This is a genomic window from Halopseudomonas maritima, from assembly GCF_021545785.1.
GTDB classification, from domain to species: domain Bacteria; phylum Pseudomonadota; class Gammaproteobacteria; order Pseudomonadales; family Pseudomonadaceae; genus Halopseudomonas; species Halopseudomonas maritima.
In genome coordinates, this window is record NZ_CP079801.1 from 2567720 (window position 1) to 2584491 (window position 16772).

Annotated in this window: 15 protein-coding genes; 10 read left to right on the plus strand and 5 right to left on the minus strand. The window is 62.0% G+C overall.

The window, feature by feature from the left end; translation table 11 throughout:
• Window positions 1-67: 67 nt before the first annotated feature.
• Together gluQRS and dksA are read right to left on the minus strand one after the other, a co-directional pair.
• Window positions 68-958: a tRNA glutamyl-Q(34) synthetase GluQRS gene (gene gluQRS, locus HV822_RS11810; RefSeq protein WP_238870238.1), complete on the minus strand. Its 891-nt coding sequence runs from the start codon at window positions 956-958 to the stop codon at window positions 68-70.
• Between the two features lie 54 nt (window positions 959-1012).
• Window positions 1013-1456, minus strand: a complete 444-nt coding sequence (dksA, locus tag HV822_RS11815) for an RNA polymerase-binding protein DksA (RefSeq protein WP_238870240.1) — start codon at window positions 1454-1456, stop codon at window positions 1013-1015.
• A gap of 219 nt (window positions 1457-1675) precedes the next feature.
• Between dksA and HV822_RS11820 the strand changes: the two genes are divergently transcribed.
• Together HV822_RS11820 and sfsA are read left to right on the plus strand one after the other, a co-directional pair.
• Window positions 1676-2857, plus strand: a complete 1182-nt coding sequence (locus tag HV822_RS11820) for a pyridoxal phosphate-dependent aminotransferase (protein WP_238870242.1) — start codon at window positions 1676-1678, stop codon at window positions 2855-2857.
• Window positions 2857-3564 (plus strand): DNA/RNA nuclease SfsA, encoded by a 708-nt coding sequence (gene sfsA, locus HV822_RS11825; RefSeq protein WP_396265160.1) that lies wholly within the window; start codon window positions 2857-2859, stop codon window positions 3562-3564. Before HV822_RS11820 ends, sfsA begins: the two co-directional genes overlap by 1 nt.
• Here sfsA and HV822_RS11830 read toward each other — a convergent pair.
• Window positions 3554-3895 carry a Rieske (2Fe-2S) protein gene (locus HV822_RS11830; RefSeq protein ID WP_238870246.1) on the minus strand — a complete coding sequence of 114 codons (342 nt, stop codon included), beginning with the start codon at window positions 3893-3895 and terminating at the stop codon, window positions 3554-3556. The genes sfsA and HV822_RS11830 overlap by 11 nt on opposite strands.
• Before the next feature lie 273 nt (window positions 3896-4168).
• Between HV822_RS11830 and HV822_RS11835 the strand changes: the two genes are divergently transcribed.
• The 5 genes from HV822_RS11835 (at window position 4169) to HV822_RS11855 (ending at window position 8859) form a co-directional block, all read left to right on the plus strand.
• Window positions 4169-5236, plus strand: coding sequence for a hemin-degrading factor (locus HV822_RS11835; protein ID WP_238870248.1), 1068 nt, complete (start codon window positions 4169-4171; stop codon window positions 5234-5236).
• A 24-nt stretch (window positions 5237-5260) separates the two neighbouring features.
• Window positions 5261-6103, plus strand: a complete 843-nt coding sequence (locus HV822_RS11840) for a heme/hemin ABC transporter substrate-binding protein (protein WP_238870250.1) — start codon at window positions 5261-5263, stop codon at window positions 6101-6103.
• 89 nt (window positions 6104-6192) lie between these two features.
• A complete protein-coding gene (locus HV822_RS11845) occupies window positions 6193-7236 on the plus strand; it encodes a FecCD family ABC transporter permease (RefSeq protein ID WP_238870252.1) in 1044 nt (347 codons plus the stop codon).
• Window positions 7236-8000: a heme ABC transporter ATP-binding protein gene (locus HV822_RS11850; protein ID WP_238870253.1), complete on the plus strand. Its 765-nt coding sequence runs from the start codon at window positions 7236-7238 to the stop codon at window positions 7998-8000. Before HV822_RS11845 ends, HV822_RS11850 begins: the two co-directional genes overlap by 1 nt.
• A gap of 7 nt (window positions 8001-8007) precedes the next feature.
• The gene (locus tag HV822_RS11855; protein WP_238870254.1) at window positions 8008-8859 is read left to right on the plus strand and encodes a ChaN family lipoprotein; all 852 of its coding nucleotides are present in this window, start codon (window positions 8008-8010) and stop codon (window positions 8857-8859) included.
• Here the strand turns inward: HV822_RS11855 and HV822_RS11860 are convergent.
• Window positions 8844-9491 carry a TetR family transcriptional regulator gene (locus HV822_RS11860; RefSeq protein ID WP_238870256.1) on the minus strand — a complete coding sequence of 216 codons (648 nt, stop codon included), beginning with the start codon at window positions 9489-9491 and terminating at the stop codon, window positions 8844-8846. The two genes, HV822_RS11855 and HV822_RS11860, sit on opposite strands and share 16 nt — an antisense overlap.
• Window positions 9492-9686: 195 nt before the next feature.
• On the opposite strand from HV822_RS11860, the gene HV822_RS11865 reads away from it, so the two are divergent.
• From HV822_RS11865 to HV822_RS11875, 3 genes are read left to right on the plus strand one after another with little or no spacing between them, the layout of a single operon-like run.
• On the plus strand, window positions 9687-10814 hold the full coding sequence (locus HV822_RS11865; RefSeq protein WP_238870257.1) for an efflux RND transporter periplasmic adaptor subunit: 1128 nt from the start codon (window positions 9687-9689) through the stop codon (window positions 10812-10814).
• An 11-nt stretch (window positions 10815-10825) separates the two neighbouring features.
• Window positions 10826-13963, plus strand: a complete 3138-nt coding sequence (locus HV822_RS11870) for an efflux RND transporter permease subunit (RefSeq protein WP_238870259.1) — start codon at window positions 10826-10828, stop codon at window positions 13961-13963.
• A complete protein-coding gene (locus HV822_RS11875; RefSeq protein ID WP_238870260.1) occupies window positions 13960-15384 on the plus strand; it encodes an efflux transporter outer membrane subunit in 1425 nt (474 codons plus the stop codon). The genes HV822_RS11870 and HV822_RS11875 overlap by 4 nt, the downstream gene beginning before the upstream one ends.
• Window positions 15385-15846: 462 nt before the next feature.
• Here the strand turns inward: HV822_RS11875 and HV822_RS11880 are convergent, their stop codons facing one another.
• Window positions 15847-16644: a cyclic nucleotide-binding domain-containing protein gene (locus HV822_RS11880; RefSeq protein ID WP_238870261.1), complete on the minus strand. Its 798-nt coding sequence runs from the start codon at window positions 16642-16644 to the stop codon at window positions 15847-15849.
• Window positions 16645-16772 lie beyond the last annotated feature (128 nt).

Genomic DNA, 16772 nt, shown 5'->3' on the forward strand with positions numbered 1-16772 from the left:
GACGCCGGTGTCGGCGCGTCAGGTTAAGAGCGTGATGGTAATCAGCCGTGCCTGGCTTGCCAAGCAATCAGCCAGGCAGGCTATGTTGCATGATTTGCAGGGCCGATGGCAGACGCTGTGGCTGCCAGTGCGGGGTGGCCCAGGCCAGTTGCTGCTGGACCGATGCGCCACGCAGCTCCTCGGGAACCGGTTGGGCCAATGCCCGCAGTGCGCGCCACATGGTCTGTGGCGCCTGTGCAGCCTGCAGGGGTTCGGAGGCCAGGCGCTTGCTGAGTTTCTCGCCGTCCTCGCGCATGATCAGCGGCACGTGCAGGTAGCGCGGTACCGACTGGTTCAGGAGATGATACAGCCACATTTGCCGGGGTGTGGAGTCGAGCAGGTCGGCGCCGCGCACTACATCGGTGATGCCTTGCTGGATGTCATCCAGCACCACTGCCAGCTGGTAGGCGTAGACGCCGTCGCGGCGGCGGACAATGAAATCGCCCAGCTCGTGGGCAAGGTTTTGGGTCAGTGGCAACTGCAGGCGATCGACACAGGTGATGGGGGTGTCGTTGACGCGGAGGCGCACGGCATGGTCGGCGGCAGGGGAGAGCTGGCGTGTGGAGCAGGTGCCAGGGTACACCGGCCCGTGCTGCAGCAGCGTGCGTCTTGGGCAATCACAATAGTAGGCCAGCCCTTGTGCCAGCCAGCGCTCGGTCTGTGCCCGGTATAGGTCAAGGCGTTCACTCTGGCGGACGATCTCGCCGTCGTGCTCCAGCCCGAAGTCTTCCAGTGCCTGCAGAATCTGACGCTCTGCGTCGGGCTGGCTACGGGTCTGGTCCAGGTCTTCGATGCGCAGCAGCCATTGCCCGCCTGCGTGGCGTGCATCCAGGTAACTGGCCAGTGCGGCGACCAGCGAGCCAAAGTGCAGCAGGCCGCTTGGGGTTGGCGCGAAGCGCCCGATATAGGGGGAGGTCATGCGGGAGAGACGGTAACAGCAAGCCCGGCTGGGCTTGCTGCAGAGCAGGGCGGCTTAGCTGCCGACCTGCTTTTCCTTGATTTCGGCCAGAGTCTTGCAATCGATACACAGAGTCGCCGTGGGGCGCGCTTCCAGGCGACGGATGCCGATCTCGACGCCACAGGAGTCGCAGAAACCGTAATCATCGTCCTCAATGCGTTGCAGCGTCTGGTCAATCTTCTTGATCAGCTTGCGCTCGCGGTCACGGGTGCGCAGTTCCAGGCTGAACTCTTCTTCCTGGCTGGCACGGTCGGCCGGATCGGGGAAGTTGGCCGCTTCATCCTGCATGTGATGCACAGTGCGGTCGACTTCTTCCATCAACTCCTTTTTCCAGGCGTTGAGTATGTTGGCGAAATGCTCGAGCTGTTGCTCGTTCATGTACTCTTCGCCCTTCTTTTCCTGGTAGGGGACGAAGCCGCGGATCAACATCGATGTTTTCTGCTTGGCATTGCTGGGCATGAGAACCCCTCACTTATTGCTCAATCTTCCTGTTTCAGGCCCGCTGTCTGCACCTGCATGAGCAGCGGCCAAAATCCTGCAAGCGGGCAAAGCTACCAGAACCTTGAGGCCTGCGCTACTGTTTGACGCCCGATGGTGCGGCGCGAGGGATTGAGCCGCTGCGGCAGGGGCTCTGGCAGGGTATGATCGACGTTTTTTGCGGCAGGACGAGAGTTTTTCATGGCGCAGCAACGCTGGACTAACCGGGTACAGGATATCCAGCCCTTCCATGTGATGGCCGTGTTGGCGAGGGCCAGGGCGTTGGAGGCCGAAGGGCGTGATGTCATTCATATGGAGATTGGCGAGCCGGACTTCTCCACCCCTGAGCCGATCATTCAGGCGGGGCAGCGCGCGCTGGCTGACGGCTGTACGGGCTACACCCCGGCCTTGGGGTTGCCGGCGCTGCGCCAAGCCATCGCCGGGCTCTACGCCGAGCGGCATGGCCTGGCGCTTGACCCTGAACGTGTGGTGGTAACACCGGGCGGCTCGGCGGCGTTGCTCTTGGTCAGCGCGTTGCTGGTGGAGCCAGGTAAGAAGATCCTCATGGCCGACCCTGCCTACCCGTGCAATCGGCATTTTTTGCGCTTGGTAGAAGGCCGCGCGGTGCTGGTGCCAACCGGCCCCGAAACGCGCTACCAGCTGACTCCCGAGTTGATCGAGCAGCATTGGGATGCCGACTGCGTGGGCGTGCTCGCAGCGTCGCCGGCCAACCCCACGGGCACCTTGCTGTCGCGCGCGGAACTGCAGGCGCTGGCGGCCTGTTGTCGACGCCTGGGCGGGCAGCTGATTGTCGATGAGATTTATCAGGGTCTGACCTATGGGGTGGACGCGCCCTCGGTGCTGGAGGTGGCGGACGACGCCTTTGTGCTCAACAGCTTCTCCAAGTATTTCGGTATGACCGGCTGGCGTTTGGGCTGGCTGGTGGCGCCGAAAGAGGCGATTGCCGGATTGGAAAAACTGGCGCAGAACCTCTACATCTGTGCGCCACACATGGCCCAGCAGGCTGCACTGGCGGCCTTTAGCGAGCAGAGCCGGGAAATCTGCGAGCTGCGCCGCCGTGCCTTTCAGGTGCGGCGCGACTTTCTGCTGCCGGCGGTGCGTGAGCTGGGCTTTTCGGTCCCTGTTACTCCTGAAGGTGCTTTCTATCTGTATGCCGATATGCAGGCGCTGGGCGGTGACAGTGCCGCGTTTTGCCAGCATGTGATTGAGCGGGAGTTTGTTGCCCTGACGCCGGGGCTGGATTTTGGTCAGCACCGGGCCGATCAGCATCTGCGCCTGGCCTACACCACCTCGCTGGAGCGCTTGGAGCAGGCGGTCGAACGTCTGCAGCGGGCCGTGCGCAGCTGGTCGCCGACATGCTGATCCCGTTCGCGCCGGCCTTGCAGGAGGCAGTACTGCTGCGCCGCTACAAGCGCTTTCTGACCGATATCCGTTTGCCGGATGGGCAGGAGCTGACGGTGCATTGCCCCAATACCGGCTCGATGCGCAACTGCGGGCAGCCGGGCGATCGCATCTGGGTCAGCCTGGAACGCAAGCCAGGGCGCAAACTGCCCGGTACCTGGGAGCTGGTTGAGGTGGCGCCGGGGCAACTCGCCTGCATTCACAGCGCCCGCGCCAACCGGGTAATAGGCGCCGCGCTGGCGGCGGGAGCAATCGCGCCGCTGGCGGATTACCCGCAGCAGCGCTCCGAGGTGAAACTGCCGGCGCTGGCCAGCCGCTTTGACTTTCTGTTGTCCGGCGCCGACCTGCCGGACTGTGTGGTAGAAGTCAAAAGCGTCACGCTGGCGCTGGGCGATGGGGTTGGTGCCTTTCCCGATGCGGTCAGTCAGCGTGGCCAGAAGCATCTGCGTGAGCTGATTGAGGTGGTGCGAAGCGGGCGCCGGGCTTGTCTGTTGTTCTGCGTCATGCATTCGGGCATCAGCCAGGTGCGCCCCGCTGATGACATCGACCCGGAGTACGGGCGGTTGCTGCGTGAGGCCGCAGCGGCAGGGGTGGAGGTGCTAGCCTGGTCGGTTTGGCCCGAGCCAGACGGCCTGCGGGTGCGTGGGGCGTTGCCCGTCAGCCTGTAGGCCTTAGATAAATACCCCCTTCGCGCACCTCACAGTCGAAAGCCCGAAGCGACTGGCCGACACAGGGCCCGGCGACGCACTCGCCGGACTCGGGCAAAAAGAGTGCGCCATGGCTGGCGCACTGGATCAGTCGCCCGGATTGATCCAGAAACTGGTCCGGCACCCACTCCAGCGGTATGCCCCTGTGCGGGCAGCGATTCTCATAGACCGTTATCTGCGTACCCTGGCGCACCACGATCAGGTTGTGGCCATTGTGCTGTACGCCCTTGCTGCCGTGTGCTGGCAAATCGCTCAGCTGGCAAAGGAGATGGGAGGAGTATGTGTCTGACATGGGCGCATTATCGACCGGCCAACGGACTGCTGACCAGTGTCTGATCAAGGGCCGCAACTGGCGGCTCCGGTGGGCGTCAGGCGCTGCCGGGCGTCACTGCGGCACTTTTGCACTTGCCGTTGCGGTTTTATTGAATAATAATCGCCACTCTCAAATGAGAATGATTATTGTTTGATTGTGCGGCGTTGCTTGATTGCAGCGCCCGGGGCGTCTGGACAGCAATGACCGCGAGGGGCTGCCGCAGGACGCGTTCATGACAGGGGAGACGGGTATATGACGATGCAACAAGCTGTCCCGGTGTTCGCCGGTGCCGACCTGCTGGGTGCCTGGCAACACCTGCGTCAGAGTCAACCAGGGTTGCGTATCCGCGATGGCGCCGCGCTGCTCAATGTCAGCGAAGCCGAGCTGGTATATGCGTCACTCGGGCGCGGCGTGCAGCGCCTGCGTTCGGATTGGCAAACCATGCTGCATGGCCTGAAAGCCCTCGGCCGTGTGATGGCGCTGACGCGTAATGAATCATGCGTGCACGAGCGTCACGGCGTGTACGACAACATCAGCATCGGCGGCAGTGGCCGTATCGGCCTGGTGGTCAACGGCGAGATTGATCTGCGCTTCTTTATGCGCGAATGGTCCAGCCTGTTTGCCGTCAGTGAGGCGCTGCAGAGCGGCGGTATGCGTCGCAGCCTGCAGATTTTCGACCGCCAGGGTGTGGCGGTGCACAAGATCTATCTGACCGAGCAAAGCAACGCCGCTGCCTGGTATGACCTGTGTGACGGCCTCAGCGACGATTCGCTTGATCCGCTGACCATCGCTCCCTTGCAGGCCGATGCTGAGCTGGTTGACGATGTGGCGGTAGACGAGCAGGCGCTGCAGCGCGACTGGGCCGAGTTGCAGGATACTCATCATTTTGTGGCCATGCTCAAGCGCCATAGCGTGGACCGCCTGCAGGCGTTGCGCCTGGCCGGTAGCCGCTGGGCTCAGCGTTTGCCTGAAGCAGCCTTGACTGACACGCTGGAGCAGGTGGCGGCGAGCGCCCAGCCGATCATGGTGTTTGTTGGCAACCACGGTTGCATTCAGATCCACAGCGGGTCGATCAAGCGGGTAGGCCGGCTGGGTGAGTGGTTCAACGTGCTGGATACCGATTTCAGTCTGCATCTGCGTGAATCTGATCTGGCGTCGGTGTGGCGGGTCCGCAAACCGACCGCAGATGGTATTGTCAGTTCGCTGGAAGCGTATGACAGCAGCGGTGAATTGGTCATTCAGCTGTTTGGCGAGCGCAAGCCGGGCCAGCCCGAGCAGCGTCTATGGCGTGCACTGCTAGAGCGTCATCCGGCGCGCTGAGCCTTTGGGCAAGGAGAGGGTGGAGTGAAAGTACTGATTCAGCGTTGCCTGTGGGTATTGCTGTTGGGCAGCGCCTGGTCAATGGCTGCCGAGCCCCTGCGGGTGGTGACGGCCGGTGCCAGTGTCACGGCCATCGTGCAGGAGCTGGGATTGGCTGAGCAACTGGTCGGTATCGACAGCACCAGCGTCTCCTTGATGGCGGAGCGTGGTCTGCCGAACGTCGGTTATCAGCGCGCTCTGAGCGCCGAGGGGGTGTTGTCACTCAAGCCCGATGTCCTGCTGGGCACACAAGAGATGGGGCCGCCGCCGGTGCTGGCCCAGCTGCGCGATGCCGGTGTGGATGTAGTGATGCTGAGTGCCAGCCCTGATCTGCGCACGCTGTATGCCAATATCGAGGCGGTGGGTGTGCGCTTTGCCCAAGTCGAGCAGGCGGCTGCTCTGAATCAGCGTATTCAGGCCGATATCGCCGCCTTGCCGGCCATGTCCGAGCCGGCGCCGCCGGCGCTGTTTGTGTTGACCCACAGCGCCAGCGGAATGCTGGTTGCCGGCGCCGGTACGGTCGGCGATAGCCTGATTCATCTGGGTGGCATGAGTAACCCGGCGGCCGACAGTTTCAGCCAGTACCGGGTGCTGTCGGCTGAAGCATTGTTGGGTCTGGCGCCGCAATGGATTCTGACCACCAGCAAGGGGTTGGACATGGTCGGCGGAACCGATGGCTTGTTGAGTCAGCAGCCAGCACTGGCAGCAACGCCAGCCGGGCAGGCGCAGCAGGTTGTGGACATCGAAGACAGCCTGCTAGTGGGCGGCCTCAGCCCGCACATCGCGCCGGCGCTGCGCCAGCTGCGCGAAACCGCAGCTGGCGAGTAGGGAATTAATCAGTGTTTCCCAACGCGCACTCGCTTCAGGCGGGCGCGCGTTGTAGTTTCTGCTCAAACGTATTTCTGAATAGGGCGTCCATGTCGGTAGCGGTCGTAAAACGATGCATCCTTTTCTCTCTGGCCCTGCTGTTGCTGCTGGCGGCGGTGTTGTCGCTGACCCTTGGGCCGGTCGCCATCCCTTTCACCGACGCCATCGGCGCACTGTTACACCGTGTCACCGGCTGGACGGTAGCGGCGGATACCGCCCTGATTGTCGAGCACATCCGACTGCCGCGAACGCTGATGGGCATGCTGATTGGGACCACCCTGGCGCTGACCGGCGCTGCCATGCAAGGCTTGTTTCGCAACCCGCTGGCGGACCCTGCGCTGATTGGTGTGTCCAGTGGTGCGGCATTGGGCGCAGCGCTGGTAATTGTGCTTGGCAGCGTCTGGTTGGCTGCCTTGCCGGCGGCGCTGATGCCATACACCCAGGCCGCTGGCGCCTTTGCCGGCGCGCTGCTGACCACCTGGCTGGTCTATCGGCTGGGCAGCTCGAATCAGGGCGTGTCGATGGCCAGCATGCTGCTGGCCGGGGTGGCGATTGCCGCGCTCAGTGCGGCCGTGGTGGGGCTACTGACCTACATTGCGGATGACGCGATGCTGCGCGCATTGACGTTCTGGAACATGGGGAGCCTGGGTGCGGCAAGCTATGATCGGGTGGGTATGCTGGTTCTGTGCTGTGGGGTGGTCTGGTGGCGGTTGCCGCGGCAGGCCAGGGCGCTGAATGCCTTGTTGCTGGGCGAGTCGGAAGCACGTCACCTGGGGGTTGAGGTAGAGCGGGTCAAGCGCGAGCTGGTGTTGCTGACGGCGCTTGGTGTGGGCGCTGCGGTCGCCGCGGCCGGGCTTATCGGTTTTGTTGGTTTGGTGGTGCCGCACCTGGCGCGCTTGCTGCTCGGGCCTGACCATCGCCAACTGCTGCCGGCCTGCATGCTGCTGGGCGCGGCGCTGTTGCTGCTGGCTGATGTGGCGGCGCGGTTGCTGGTGGCGCCGGCTGAACTGCCACTGGGCATCCTCACGGCGCTGTTGGGTGCGCCTTTCTTTATCGCCTTGCTGTTGCGCATGCAGCGCCGGGGAGGTCTGTGATGCTGCAGGCGCTGCAGTTGGGTTGCCAGCGCGGCAGCCGCGACATTCTGGAACAGGTCGAGCTGGCCCTGCAGCCGGGCGAGGTGCTGGTGGTTCTGGGGACCAATGGTGCCGGCAAGAGCACCTTGTTGGCGACGCTGAGCGGTGAGCTGGCGCCGGCAGCGGGACAGGTGTTGCTGGATCAGCGCCCCTTGGCAGGTTGGTCGGCGCTGGAACGCGCGCGGCGCATGGCGGTGCTGCCGCAAAGCTCGGCATTGGCGTTTGCCTTTCAGGTGGAAGAGGTGGTGGCGATGGGCCGCATGCCGCATGCCAGCGGGCAGCGGCGCGATACGCAGATTCTGCGCGAGGCCATGGCGGCGGCGGATGTCGGCCATCTGGCCGCACGCAGCTATCTGTCACTGTCTGGTGGTGAGCGCCAGCGCGTGCATCTGGCGCGGGTGCTGGCGCAGGTCTGGGATAGCGACGAGCAGGGTTGTCTGCTACTGGATGAGCCAACCGCGTCGTTGGATCTGGCCCATCAGCACCTTACTCTGCAACAGGCTCGGCAGATGGCCGCGCGCGGGTTGGCGGTGCTGGTGGTGCTGCACGACCTGAATCTGGCGGCCCGTTACGCAGATCGCTTGTTGCTGTTGCACGAAGGACGGGTCAGTGCCCAGGGTACGCCCTGGGAGGTGCTGCAGGTTGAGTTGCTGGAGCAGGTTTTCAAGGTGCCCGTCAGCGTGCAGACGCATCCGCTGCATGCTTGTCCGCTGGTGCTGAGTTGAGGGCGTTATGAAGGCTATCGTGCTGGCTTTGCTGCTGGCCCTGTCGGCCTGTGCCGCGCCTTTGCCGCGGTGGCAGGGCGCCGAAGGGCTTGATCAGCCGCATGTCGGGCAAGTCTGGGTAACCGCCGAGCAACGCTGGATCAGCCCGCAGGCATTGGTCAAGCGGCTGGCGACTGCTCCCCACGTGGTCGTCGGTGAGCAGCACGACAACCCCGATCATCACCGCCTGCAGCTTTGGTTGCTGCAGCAATTGCAGGCCGCTCGCCCGCAGCAATCGCTGTTGCTGGAGATGCTGCAGCCTGCTCAGCAAGCTGCTGTTGCGGCGTTGCAGGGCAGGGTGTTGCCCGACGACAAGGCCCTGCAAAGGCAACTGGAATGGCAAGCCGGCTGGGACTGGGCCATGTATGGGCCGTTGGTGCGCTGGGGGCTGGCGGTCCCGGCGCAGTTGCTGGCGGCCAACCTGGACAGGGACAGCATGATGGCGCTGTACCGCGCGCCACAACCGCTGAACGAACGTTACACAGCTGATGCTCGGCGGCAATTGAGCGACACCATCGAGGCCAGTCATTGTGGCCGGATTGACGCGCAGCAGGTGCAGGCCATGCTGTCGATTCAGCAGGCGCGTGACCAGGCGATGGCGGCGGCCCTGGCGGGCGCGCCTGCTCCGGCGCTGCTGCTGGCGGGTAACTACCACGCGCGTCGCGACCTGGGCGTGCCGCTGCACTGGCCCGCACAGCAGGTGCCGCCGCTGGTGCTGCAGTTGCAGGAGGTAGGGGATGCGCCGTTGCCGTCAGAGCAGCAAGCCGATTATCTCTGGTTGACGCCAGCCACGCCGACGCGTGACTACTGCGCCGACTGATTTAGGCGCAGGTGCGGGCTGCTGCGCAGCATCTCCAGCAGCGTGGCCGCTACCTCATGGGCGCGCTCCACCAGGCTCAAGCGCGAGGGGTGCATCAGCCACTGGTGCAGTACGCCGTAGATAAAACCGTGGGCGCAGAACAGGGCCAGTTCCAGGTCCAGGTCGTCAGGTAGTTCGCCAGAGGCGATGGCCAGCTGCAGGGTGTTGCGCAGATTGTCGTCGTGGTGCTGGCTCATTCGTTGCAGGTGACTCTTTTGTCCACAAGGCTCCTCGATATAGTCACACTTGAGCAGCAGAATCTCGTTTACCCGGCGCGCTGTGGGGTCTGCTTCCAGGCGTTGCAACACGGTGATCAGCAGTTTGCTGAAGCGCTCGAGCGGGTCGCTGGCGCTGGCATCCTGGCTTTTCTGGTTGAGTTCTTCCAGTGGCATCTGAATGCGCTGAAACAGGGCATCCAACAGGTCTGCCTTGTCCTGAAAGTGCCAATAAATGGCGCCTCGGGTAACGCCAGCTGCCTGAGCGATCTCGCTCAGTGAGGTGCGCGAGACGCCCTTGTGATGAAAGCACTGCTCGGCGGCGTCCAGAATGCTCTCTCGGGTTTCAAAGGCTTCTTCTTTGGTGCGTCTTACCATGGCGAGTCTCGCAGGGTGGGGAGCCTATATTGGCCGGCCCGGAATCAACTTGTGAGCTAATGTTAGCGTAGCGCCAAATTGATTTACAGACAGGTGTGAATGTAAGTATATTGTGCCCCAATCACTCGTGCCTCTGCCTTATTCTTGGGGGCATTTGCAAAATCAGTCAAAACCGGTTTTCCACGAGGTCTTTCCATGCCGATGAAGCCCGCGCGTGCTGCTCTGCTGCCGTTACTTATTTCCACCGTGCTGCTAGCCGCTTGTCAGGAGTCGGAGCAGCAGGCCGACCAGCAACAACAGCAGCAGACGCCAACCGTGGGCGTGGTCACGCTCAAGGCCGAGCATTTCTTGCTGACCAATGATTTGCCTGGCCGCACAGCGGCCTATCGCGTCGCGGAGGTTCGCCCGCAGGTCAACGGCATTCTGGAAAAGCGCCTGTTCGAGGAAGGGGCTGAGGTTGAGGAAGGGCAGCAGCTCTATCAGATTGATGACGATGTCTACCAGGCAGCCCTGAAGAGCGCGGAGGCAAGCAGCCTCTCCACACGCTCGTTGGCGGAACGATACGGCATTCTGGTCAAGGAGAACGCGGTCAGTCAGCAGGAGTTTGATGAGGCCCGCGCCGCCGGTTTGCAGGCCCAGGCCGCGCTGGACGAGGCTCGCATCAACGTGCGCTACACCAAGGTGCTGGCGCCGATCAGCGGTCGCATTGGCCGTTCTGCGGTCAGTGAAGGCGCGCTGGTCACCAGTGGCCAGAGCCAGCAACTGGCGACCATCCAGCAACTGGATCCGATCTACGTCGACATCACCCAATCCTCGCGTGAAATGTTGAACCTGCGCCGCGACCTGGAAGCCGGGCGCCTGCAGAAGGCCGGTGATAACGCCGCCGCTGTCAGTCTGACCCTGGAAGACGGCAGCACCTACGCCGAGCAGGGCAGTCTGGAGTTCTCTGAGGTCAGCGTGGACGAGGGCACCGGCTCGGTGACCCTGCGCGCGGTGTTCCCCAACCCGGACCGCCTGTTGCTGCCGGGCATGTTTGTGCATGCGGAGTTGGTGGCTGGCGCCAAGAGTGACGCCATCCTCGCGCCGCAACAGGGCATCACCCGCACGCCGCGTGGTAACGCCACTGCCATGGTCGTCAATGCCGACGACAAGGTTGAAGTGCGCAATGTCGTGACCGAGCGCACCGTTGGCAATCGCTGGCTGATCAGCTCTGGTTTGAATGAGGGAGACCGCCTGATCACCGAAGGGCTGCAGTTTGTGCGTCCGGGTGCCAGCGTCAAGGTTGAACCTGCCGGTAACGTGTCCGCGCCCGCCGCCCAGTAAGGAAACTAATTATGTCGCGCTTCTTTATTGACCGGCCGATCTTTGCGTGGGTCATCGCGCTGGTCATCATGCTGGTGGGTGGTCTGGCCATCCTCAAGCTGCCGATCAACCAGTACCCCAGCATCGCGCCGCCGGCTGTGGGTATTTCGGTCTCCTATCCGGGGGCCTCTGCGCAAACGGTGCAGGACACCGTGGTGCAGGTCATCGAACAGCAGCTCAACGGGATCGATGGCTTGCGCTACATCTCCTCGGAGAGCAACTCCGATGGCAGCATGAGCATCACCGTTACCTTCGACCAGGGGGTTGATCCGGATATTGCCCAAGTACAGGTGCAGAACAAGCTGCAGCTGGCCACGCCGCTGTTGCCCCAGGAGGTTCAGCAGCAGGGTATCCGCGTTACCAAGGCCGTGCGCAACTTCCTGATGGTGATTGGTGTGGTATCCGAAGACGGCAGCATGGACCGTTTTGACCTGGCCGACTACATCGTCTCCAACATCCAGGACCCGATCTCGCGCACCCAGGGCGTCGGTGACTTTCAGGTGTTTGGTGCGCCCTACGCCATGCGTATCTGGCTGGATCCGGCCAAGCTGAACAGCTTCAAACTGACGCCCGGCGATGTCAGCACGGCGATTCAGGCGCAGAACGTCCAAGTGTCTGCGGGTCAGTTTGGTGGTCTGCCGGCGGTACCCGGTCAACAGCTCAATGCGACCATTCTCAGTAAAACCCGGCTGCAGACACCTGAGCAGTTTCGCGAGATTTTGCTGAAGGTGCAGACCGATGGCTCCCAGGTACGTCTGGGGGATGTGGCGCAGGTGGAACTGGGCGCGCAGGATGCGAGCATCTCCGCCCTGTACAATGGTATGCCGGCATCGGGTATGGCGATCAAGCTGGCGACCGGTGCCAATGCGCTGGATACTGCTCGCGGCGTGCGCCAAACCATCGCTGAGCTGGAACCGTTCTTCCCCGAGGGGATGAAGGTGGTGTTCCCCTACGACACCTCCCCGGTGGTTTCCGAATCGATCATGGGTGTGGTGCATACCCTGTTTGAAGCCGTGGTGCTGGTGTTTCTGGTGATGTATCTGTTCCTGCAGAACTTCCGCGCGACGCTGATCCCGACCCTGGCTGTGCCGGTGGTTCTGCTGGGTACCTTCGGCCTGCTGTCGGCCTTTGGTTTTAGCATCAACATCCTGACCATGTTTGCGATGGTGCTAGCCATCGGTCTGCTGGTGGATGACGCCATCGTGGTGGTGGAAAACGTCGAACGGGTGATGGCCGAAGAGGGACTGTCGCCGCTGGAGGCGACCCGTCGCTCGATGGGACAGATTCAGGGAGCGCTGGTCGGCATCGGCCTGGTGCTCTCGGCGGTGTTCCTGCCGATGGCATTCTTTGGCGGCTCGACCGGTGTGATCTATCGACAGTTCTCAATCACCATCGCCTCGGCCATGCTGTTGTCGGTGTTGGTGGCGCTGATCTTTACGCCGGCGCTGTGTGCCACCATTCTCAAACCGATCGAGAAAGGGCATACGCACGAGAAACGTGGTTTCTTCGGCTGGTTTAACCGCACGTTTGATCGCGGCGTTTCTCGCTACGAGAGCAGCGTGGCGGCGATCTTGCAGCGCAAGGCGCCTTACCTGCTGCTGTATGTGGTGATTGTTGGGTTAATGGCGTTTCTGTTCACCCGCCTGCCAACCTCCTTCCTGCCAGACGAAGATCAAGGCGTACTCTATGCCCAGGTCCAGGCGCCGGTGGGGTCGAGTGCCGAGCGCACTCAGCAGACGGTTGATGCGATGCGTACCTATCTGCTGGAGGAGGAGTCCGACACGGTGAACTCGGTGTTCACGGTTACCGGCTTCAACTTTGCCGGGCGTGGACAAAATGCCGGTCTGGCCTTTATCGGCCTGAAACCTTGGGAGGAGCGCCCCACGCCGGAGCTGAGTGTGTTTGCGCTGGCCGAGCGAGCCCAGCAGCATTTTTCCGGCTTCCGCGACGCTATGGTCTTTGCGTTTGCACCGCCGGCGGTGATGGAGCTGGGTACAGCCACCGGCTTTAACCTGTACCTGCAAGACAACGCGGGTGTTGGCCACGACACTCTGATGCAGGCGCGCAATCAGCTGCTGGGCATGTCGGCGCAGAACCCGATGCTGGCCAACGTGCGGCCTAATGGCCAGGATGACCAGCCGCAGTTCCAGCTGCGGGTTGATGATGAAAAGGCCAGCGCACTGGGACTGTCGTTGAGCGATATCAATCAGACCCTGTCCATTGCCTGGGGCTCGAGCTACGTCAACGACTTTATCGATCGTGGACGCGTGAAGAAGGTCTACCTGCAGGGTGAGGCTGAGGCGCGGATGAATCCCGAGGACCTGCAGAAGTGGTACGTGCGCAACAGCAGCGGTGAGATGGTGCCGTTCAGCGCCTTCGCCACCGGTGAGTGGGTTTACGGGTCGCCCAAGCTGTCGCGTTACAACGGTGTGCCAGCGATGGAAATTCAGGGCGAGCCGGCGCCGGGGTACAGCACCGGTGACGCCATGGCCGAAATTGAGCGACTTGCTCAGGAGCTGCCTGCGGGCATTGGTGTGTCCTGGACCGGCTTATCCTATGAGGAGCGGCTGTCAGGAGACCAGGCACCGGCTCTCTATGCGCTGTCGCTGATCGTCGTATTCCTCTGCCTGGCGGCCCTGTATGAGAGCTGGTCGATTCCGATGGCGGTAATGCTGGTGGTGCCGCTGGGCGTGATCGGTGCGCTGTTGGCAACCCTGGGGCGTGGCTTGTCGAATGACGTGTTCTTCCAGGTGGGGCTGTTGACGACCATCGGCTTGACGGCCAAGAACGCGATCCTGATCGTCGAGTTCGCCAAGGATCTGCACGAAGAGGGTATGGGCATTGTTGAGGCGGCGGTAGAGGCTTGCCGCCTGCGTCTGCGACCGATCGTCATGACATCGCTGGCCTTTACGCTTGGCGTCGTGCCGCTGGCGCTGGCCTCCGGTGCAGGGGCTGGCAGCTCCCATGCTATCGGTACCGGGGTAATTGGCGGCATGCTGAGTGCCACCGTACTGGCGATTTTCTGGGTGCCGCTGTTCTATGTGATGGTGACTACCCTGTTTACCGAGCGCAAAGGCGCGAAAGCGAAATCAACGGAGACTTCACAGTGAAACGCGGCGTATTGAGCCTGACGGTACTGGCTGCGCTGAGCGGCTGTTCGCTGATCCCCGATTATCAGCGCTCGATGGCGCCGGTACCTGCCAACTGGACCGAGGGCGTGGATAGCAACCTGCAGCAAACGCAGGTGATCGGCTGGCGCAGTTTTTTCAAGGACCCGGAGCTTCAGCGCCTGATAGGCCTGGCGCTGGAGAACAACCGTGATCTGCGGGTGGCTGCGCTGAACGTCGAAGCCAATCGGGCGTTGTATGACATCCAGGGGGCGGAGCTGTATCCGCAAGTGGATGTGAACGGCAACGGCACGCGCACTCGTACGCCGGCGGACCTCTCCAGCAGCGGTGACAGCAGCATCAACAGCCAGTACATGGCCACCTTGGGGCTGTCCTGGGAGCTGGACCTGTTCGGACGTATCCGCAGCCTGCGCGAACAGGCGTTGCAGGATTTTCTGGCCAGCGATGAGGCGCGGCGCGGTGTGCAGATCAGCCTGGTGGCAGATGTCGCCAGCACTTACCTGACGCTGCAGGCCGACCAGGCGTTGCTGGATATGACGGCCGACACGCTGAAAACCTACGAAGAAAGCTACGCGCTGACCAAGCGCAGCAATGAGGTAGGGGTCGCATCCAGTCTGGAGCTTGCCCAGGCGCGCACGGCGGTAGAGTCAGCCCGTGCGGCGTTGGCCCGCTATCGGCGCCAGGTAGCGCAGGATCGTAATGCCTTGACGGTGTTGGTGGGCCAGCCCTGGTCCGCCACCGCGGGTAATCCGATGCTGCTGGATGACCCGGTGCTGGCCGAGCTGCCGGTCGGGCTGTCGTCTGAGGTGCTGTATCAGCGTCCTGATGTGCTGCAGGCCGAGCATCAGCTGCTGGGCGTTAACGCCAGTATTGGCGCGGCCAAGGCGGCCTTTTTCCCGAGTATCAGCCTCACTGGTGCAGCGGGCAGTGCCAGCAGTGACCTGTCGGATCTGCTTGGCAGTGGTTCGGAGTACTGGACCTTTTCGCCCAGTATCAGCGTACCGATCTTCCGCGCAGGGGCGCTGAAAGCCAGCCTGGATTACGCTGAAATCAGCCGTAACCAGCAGATTGCCCAGTATGAAGGGGTCATTCAGAACGCCTTCCGCGAAGTGGCTGATGGTCTGGAGGCAAGGGAAACCTATGTTGACCAGCTGGAGGCCCAGCGTGCCCTGCTTGAGGCCTCCGAGGAGTACTTCCGGCTGGCTGACCGGCGCTATAACATCGGCGTGGACAGCTACCTGACCTTGCTGGACGCCCAGCGCCAGCTGTTTGAAGCGCGCCAGGGCGTGATCTCTGATCGTTTGAGCCAGTTGCTGAGCGAGATCACGTTGTACCGTGCACTGGGCGGTGGAGACTTTGCCGACCAGGCAGCGGCAGCGCAACAGGGGGCACCCGAAACCTGACCCTGTGGTGAAAACCATGAACGCCGCTGCGGGAAACCCAGCGGCGTTTTTTATTTGGTTTTCTACGCGCAAAAAAATGCCCGCTCAATGAGCGGGCAAAATCCGTGATTAGCCTGATGAGGAGATAACCGATTGTCTCGCGACAAGCTGTTATCCGAAGCCATCTCGCGATGACTTGCTGCTAATGATAGCGCTTATCATTTGTGCGTCAACAGTAAATGGGAATTATTTTTGTTTAAGTGCCGGGGAACTGAGAACGCTTTGGCAATTCGCGGTCTGGCGGGTCGAAGAGGGGCAAGCGGCGGGCAAAAAAATGCCCGCTCAATGAGCGGGCGAAATCCGTGATTAGCCTGATGAGGAGATAACCGTTTGTCTCACGACAATCTGTTATCGGAAGCCATCTCGCGATGACTTGTTGCTAATAATAATGATTATCATTAAGGAGTCAAGCGCTGCTTCACATTATTTTTCATCCAGCTGTTTGTAGTGGGTGAGTTCCTTGTTCATCAGGTCGATGCGACGCGCCATGCTCTCGATCAGGCTGTGGGCAATGCGCGGGTTGCTTTGCATCAGTGCCAGGAACTGCTCCTTGGGAATCATCATGACTGTGGTTGCTACGCTGGCGATCACCGTGGCGGAGCGTTTCTCGCGGGTAAACAGCGCCATGGCACCGAAAATCTCGTCTTTTTGCACGTCACCAACCTTGATGCCTTCAACGAACGCCTCGGCGTGGCCTTCGGTGATGATAAAGACGTGATCGGCCTCGTCACCCTGGCGGATCAGCTCGGCGCCCGGGGCGAAATGCTGGAACCCGGTGACCGGGCGGACTTCCGGCTGTTTGTTGTGCGCCAAGGCGTCTGACATCAGCGCGGCCTGGCCCAGGATGTACTGGGTAAACTGCTCCTGGCGACGGCTGTCGGCGTGGATATGCTTGAACAGCGCTTCGCGGTCGTAGGGGACCAGAATCAGAGGCTCTTCACTCAGGTAGGTGCAAGGCGCGGCGTTCAGGCCCTGACGCAGGCCGATAAGGTCACCCTCTTGAATATAGAACAGCGGTTTGCCGTCGATCTGTGCGTGCAGCAGGCCGCTTTGCAGCAGGTATAGTTGCGCGGAGCTGATGTGGTTGTACAGGTCTGCTACCGCGCCCAGCTCGATCGGTGCCCCGCAGGGTTCGAGGTTTTCGAGTAGCTGCTGGGGGATGCCTTGCAGCGTGTTGATGAGTTTCTCGGCGTAGGGTGGCTGGTCACCGATCAGGTACATGGCAGAATTCCTTTTTTGTCTAGCCTACAGCTGTTGGCAGGTCTCTGGTTTACATTACCCCAGCGGGACAGGATGCCGTCAACAGAAATACCGGCTTGCCCCCTGGGTGGCAGCCGCTGTGTGAGCCA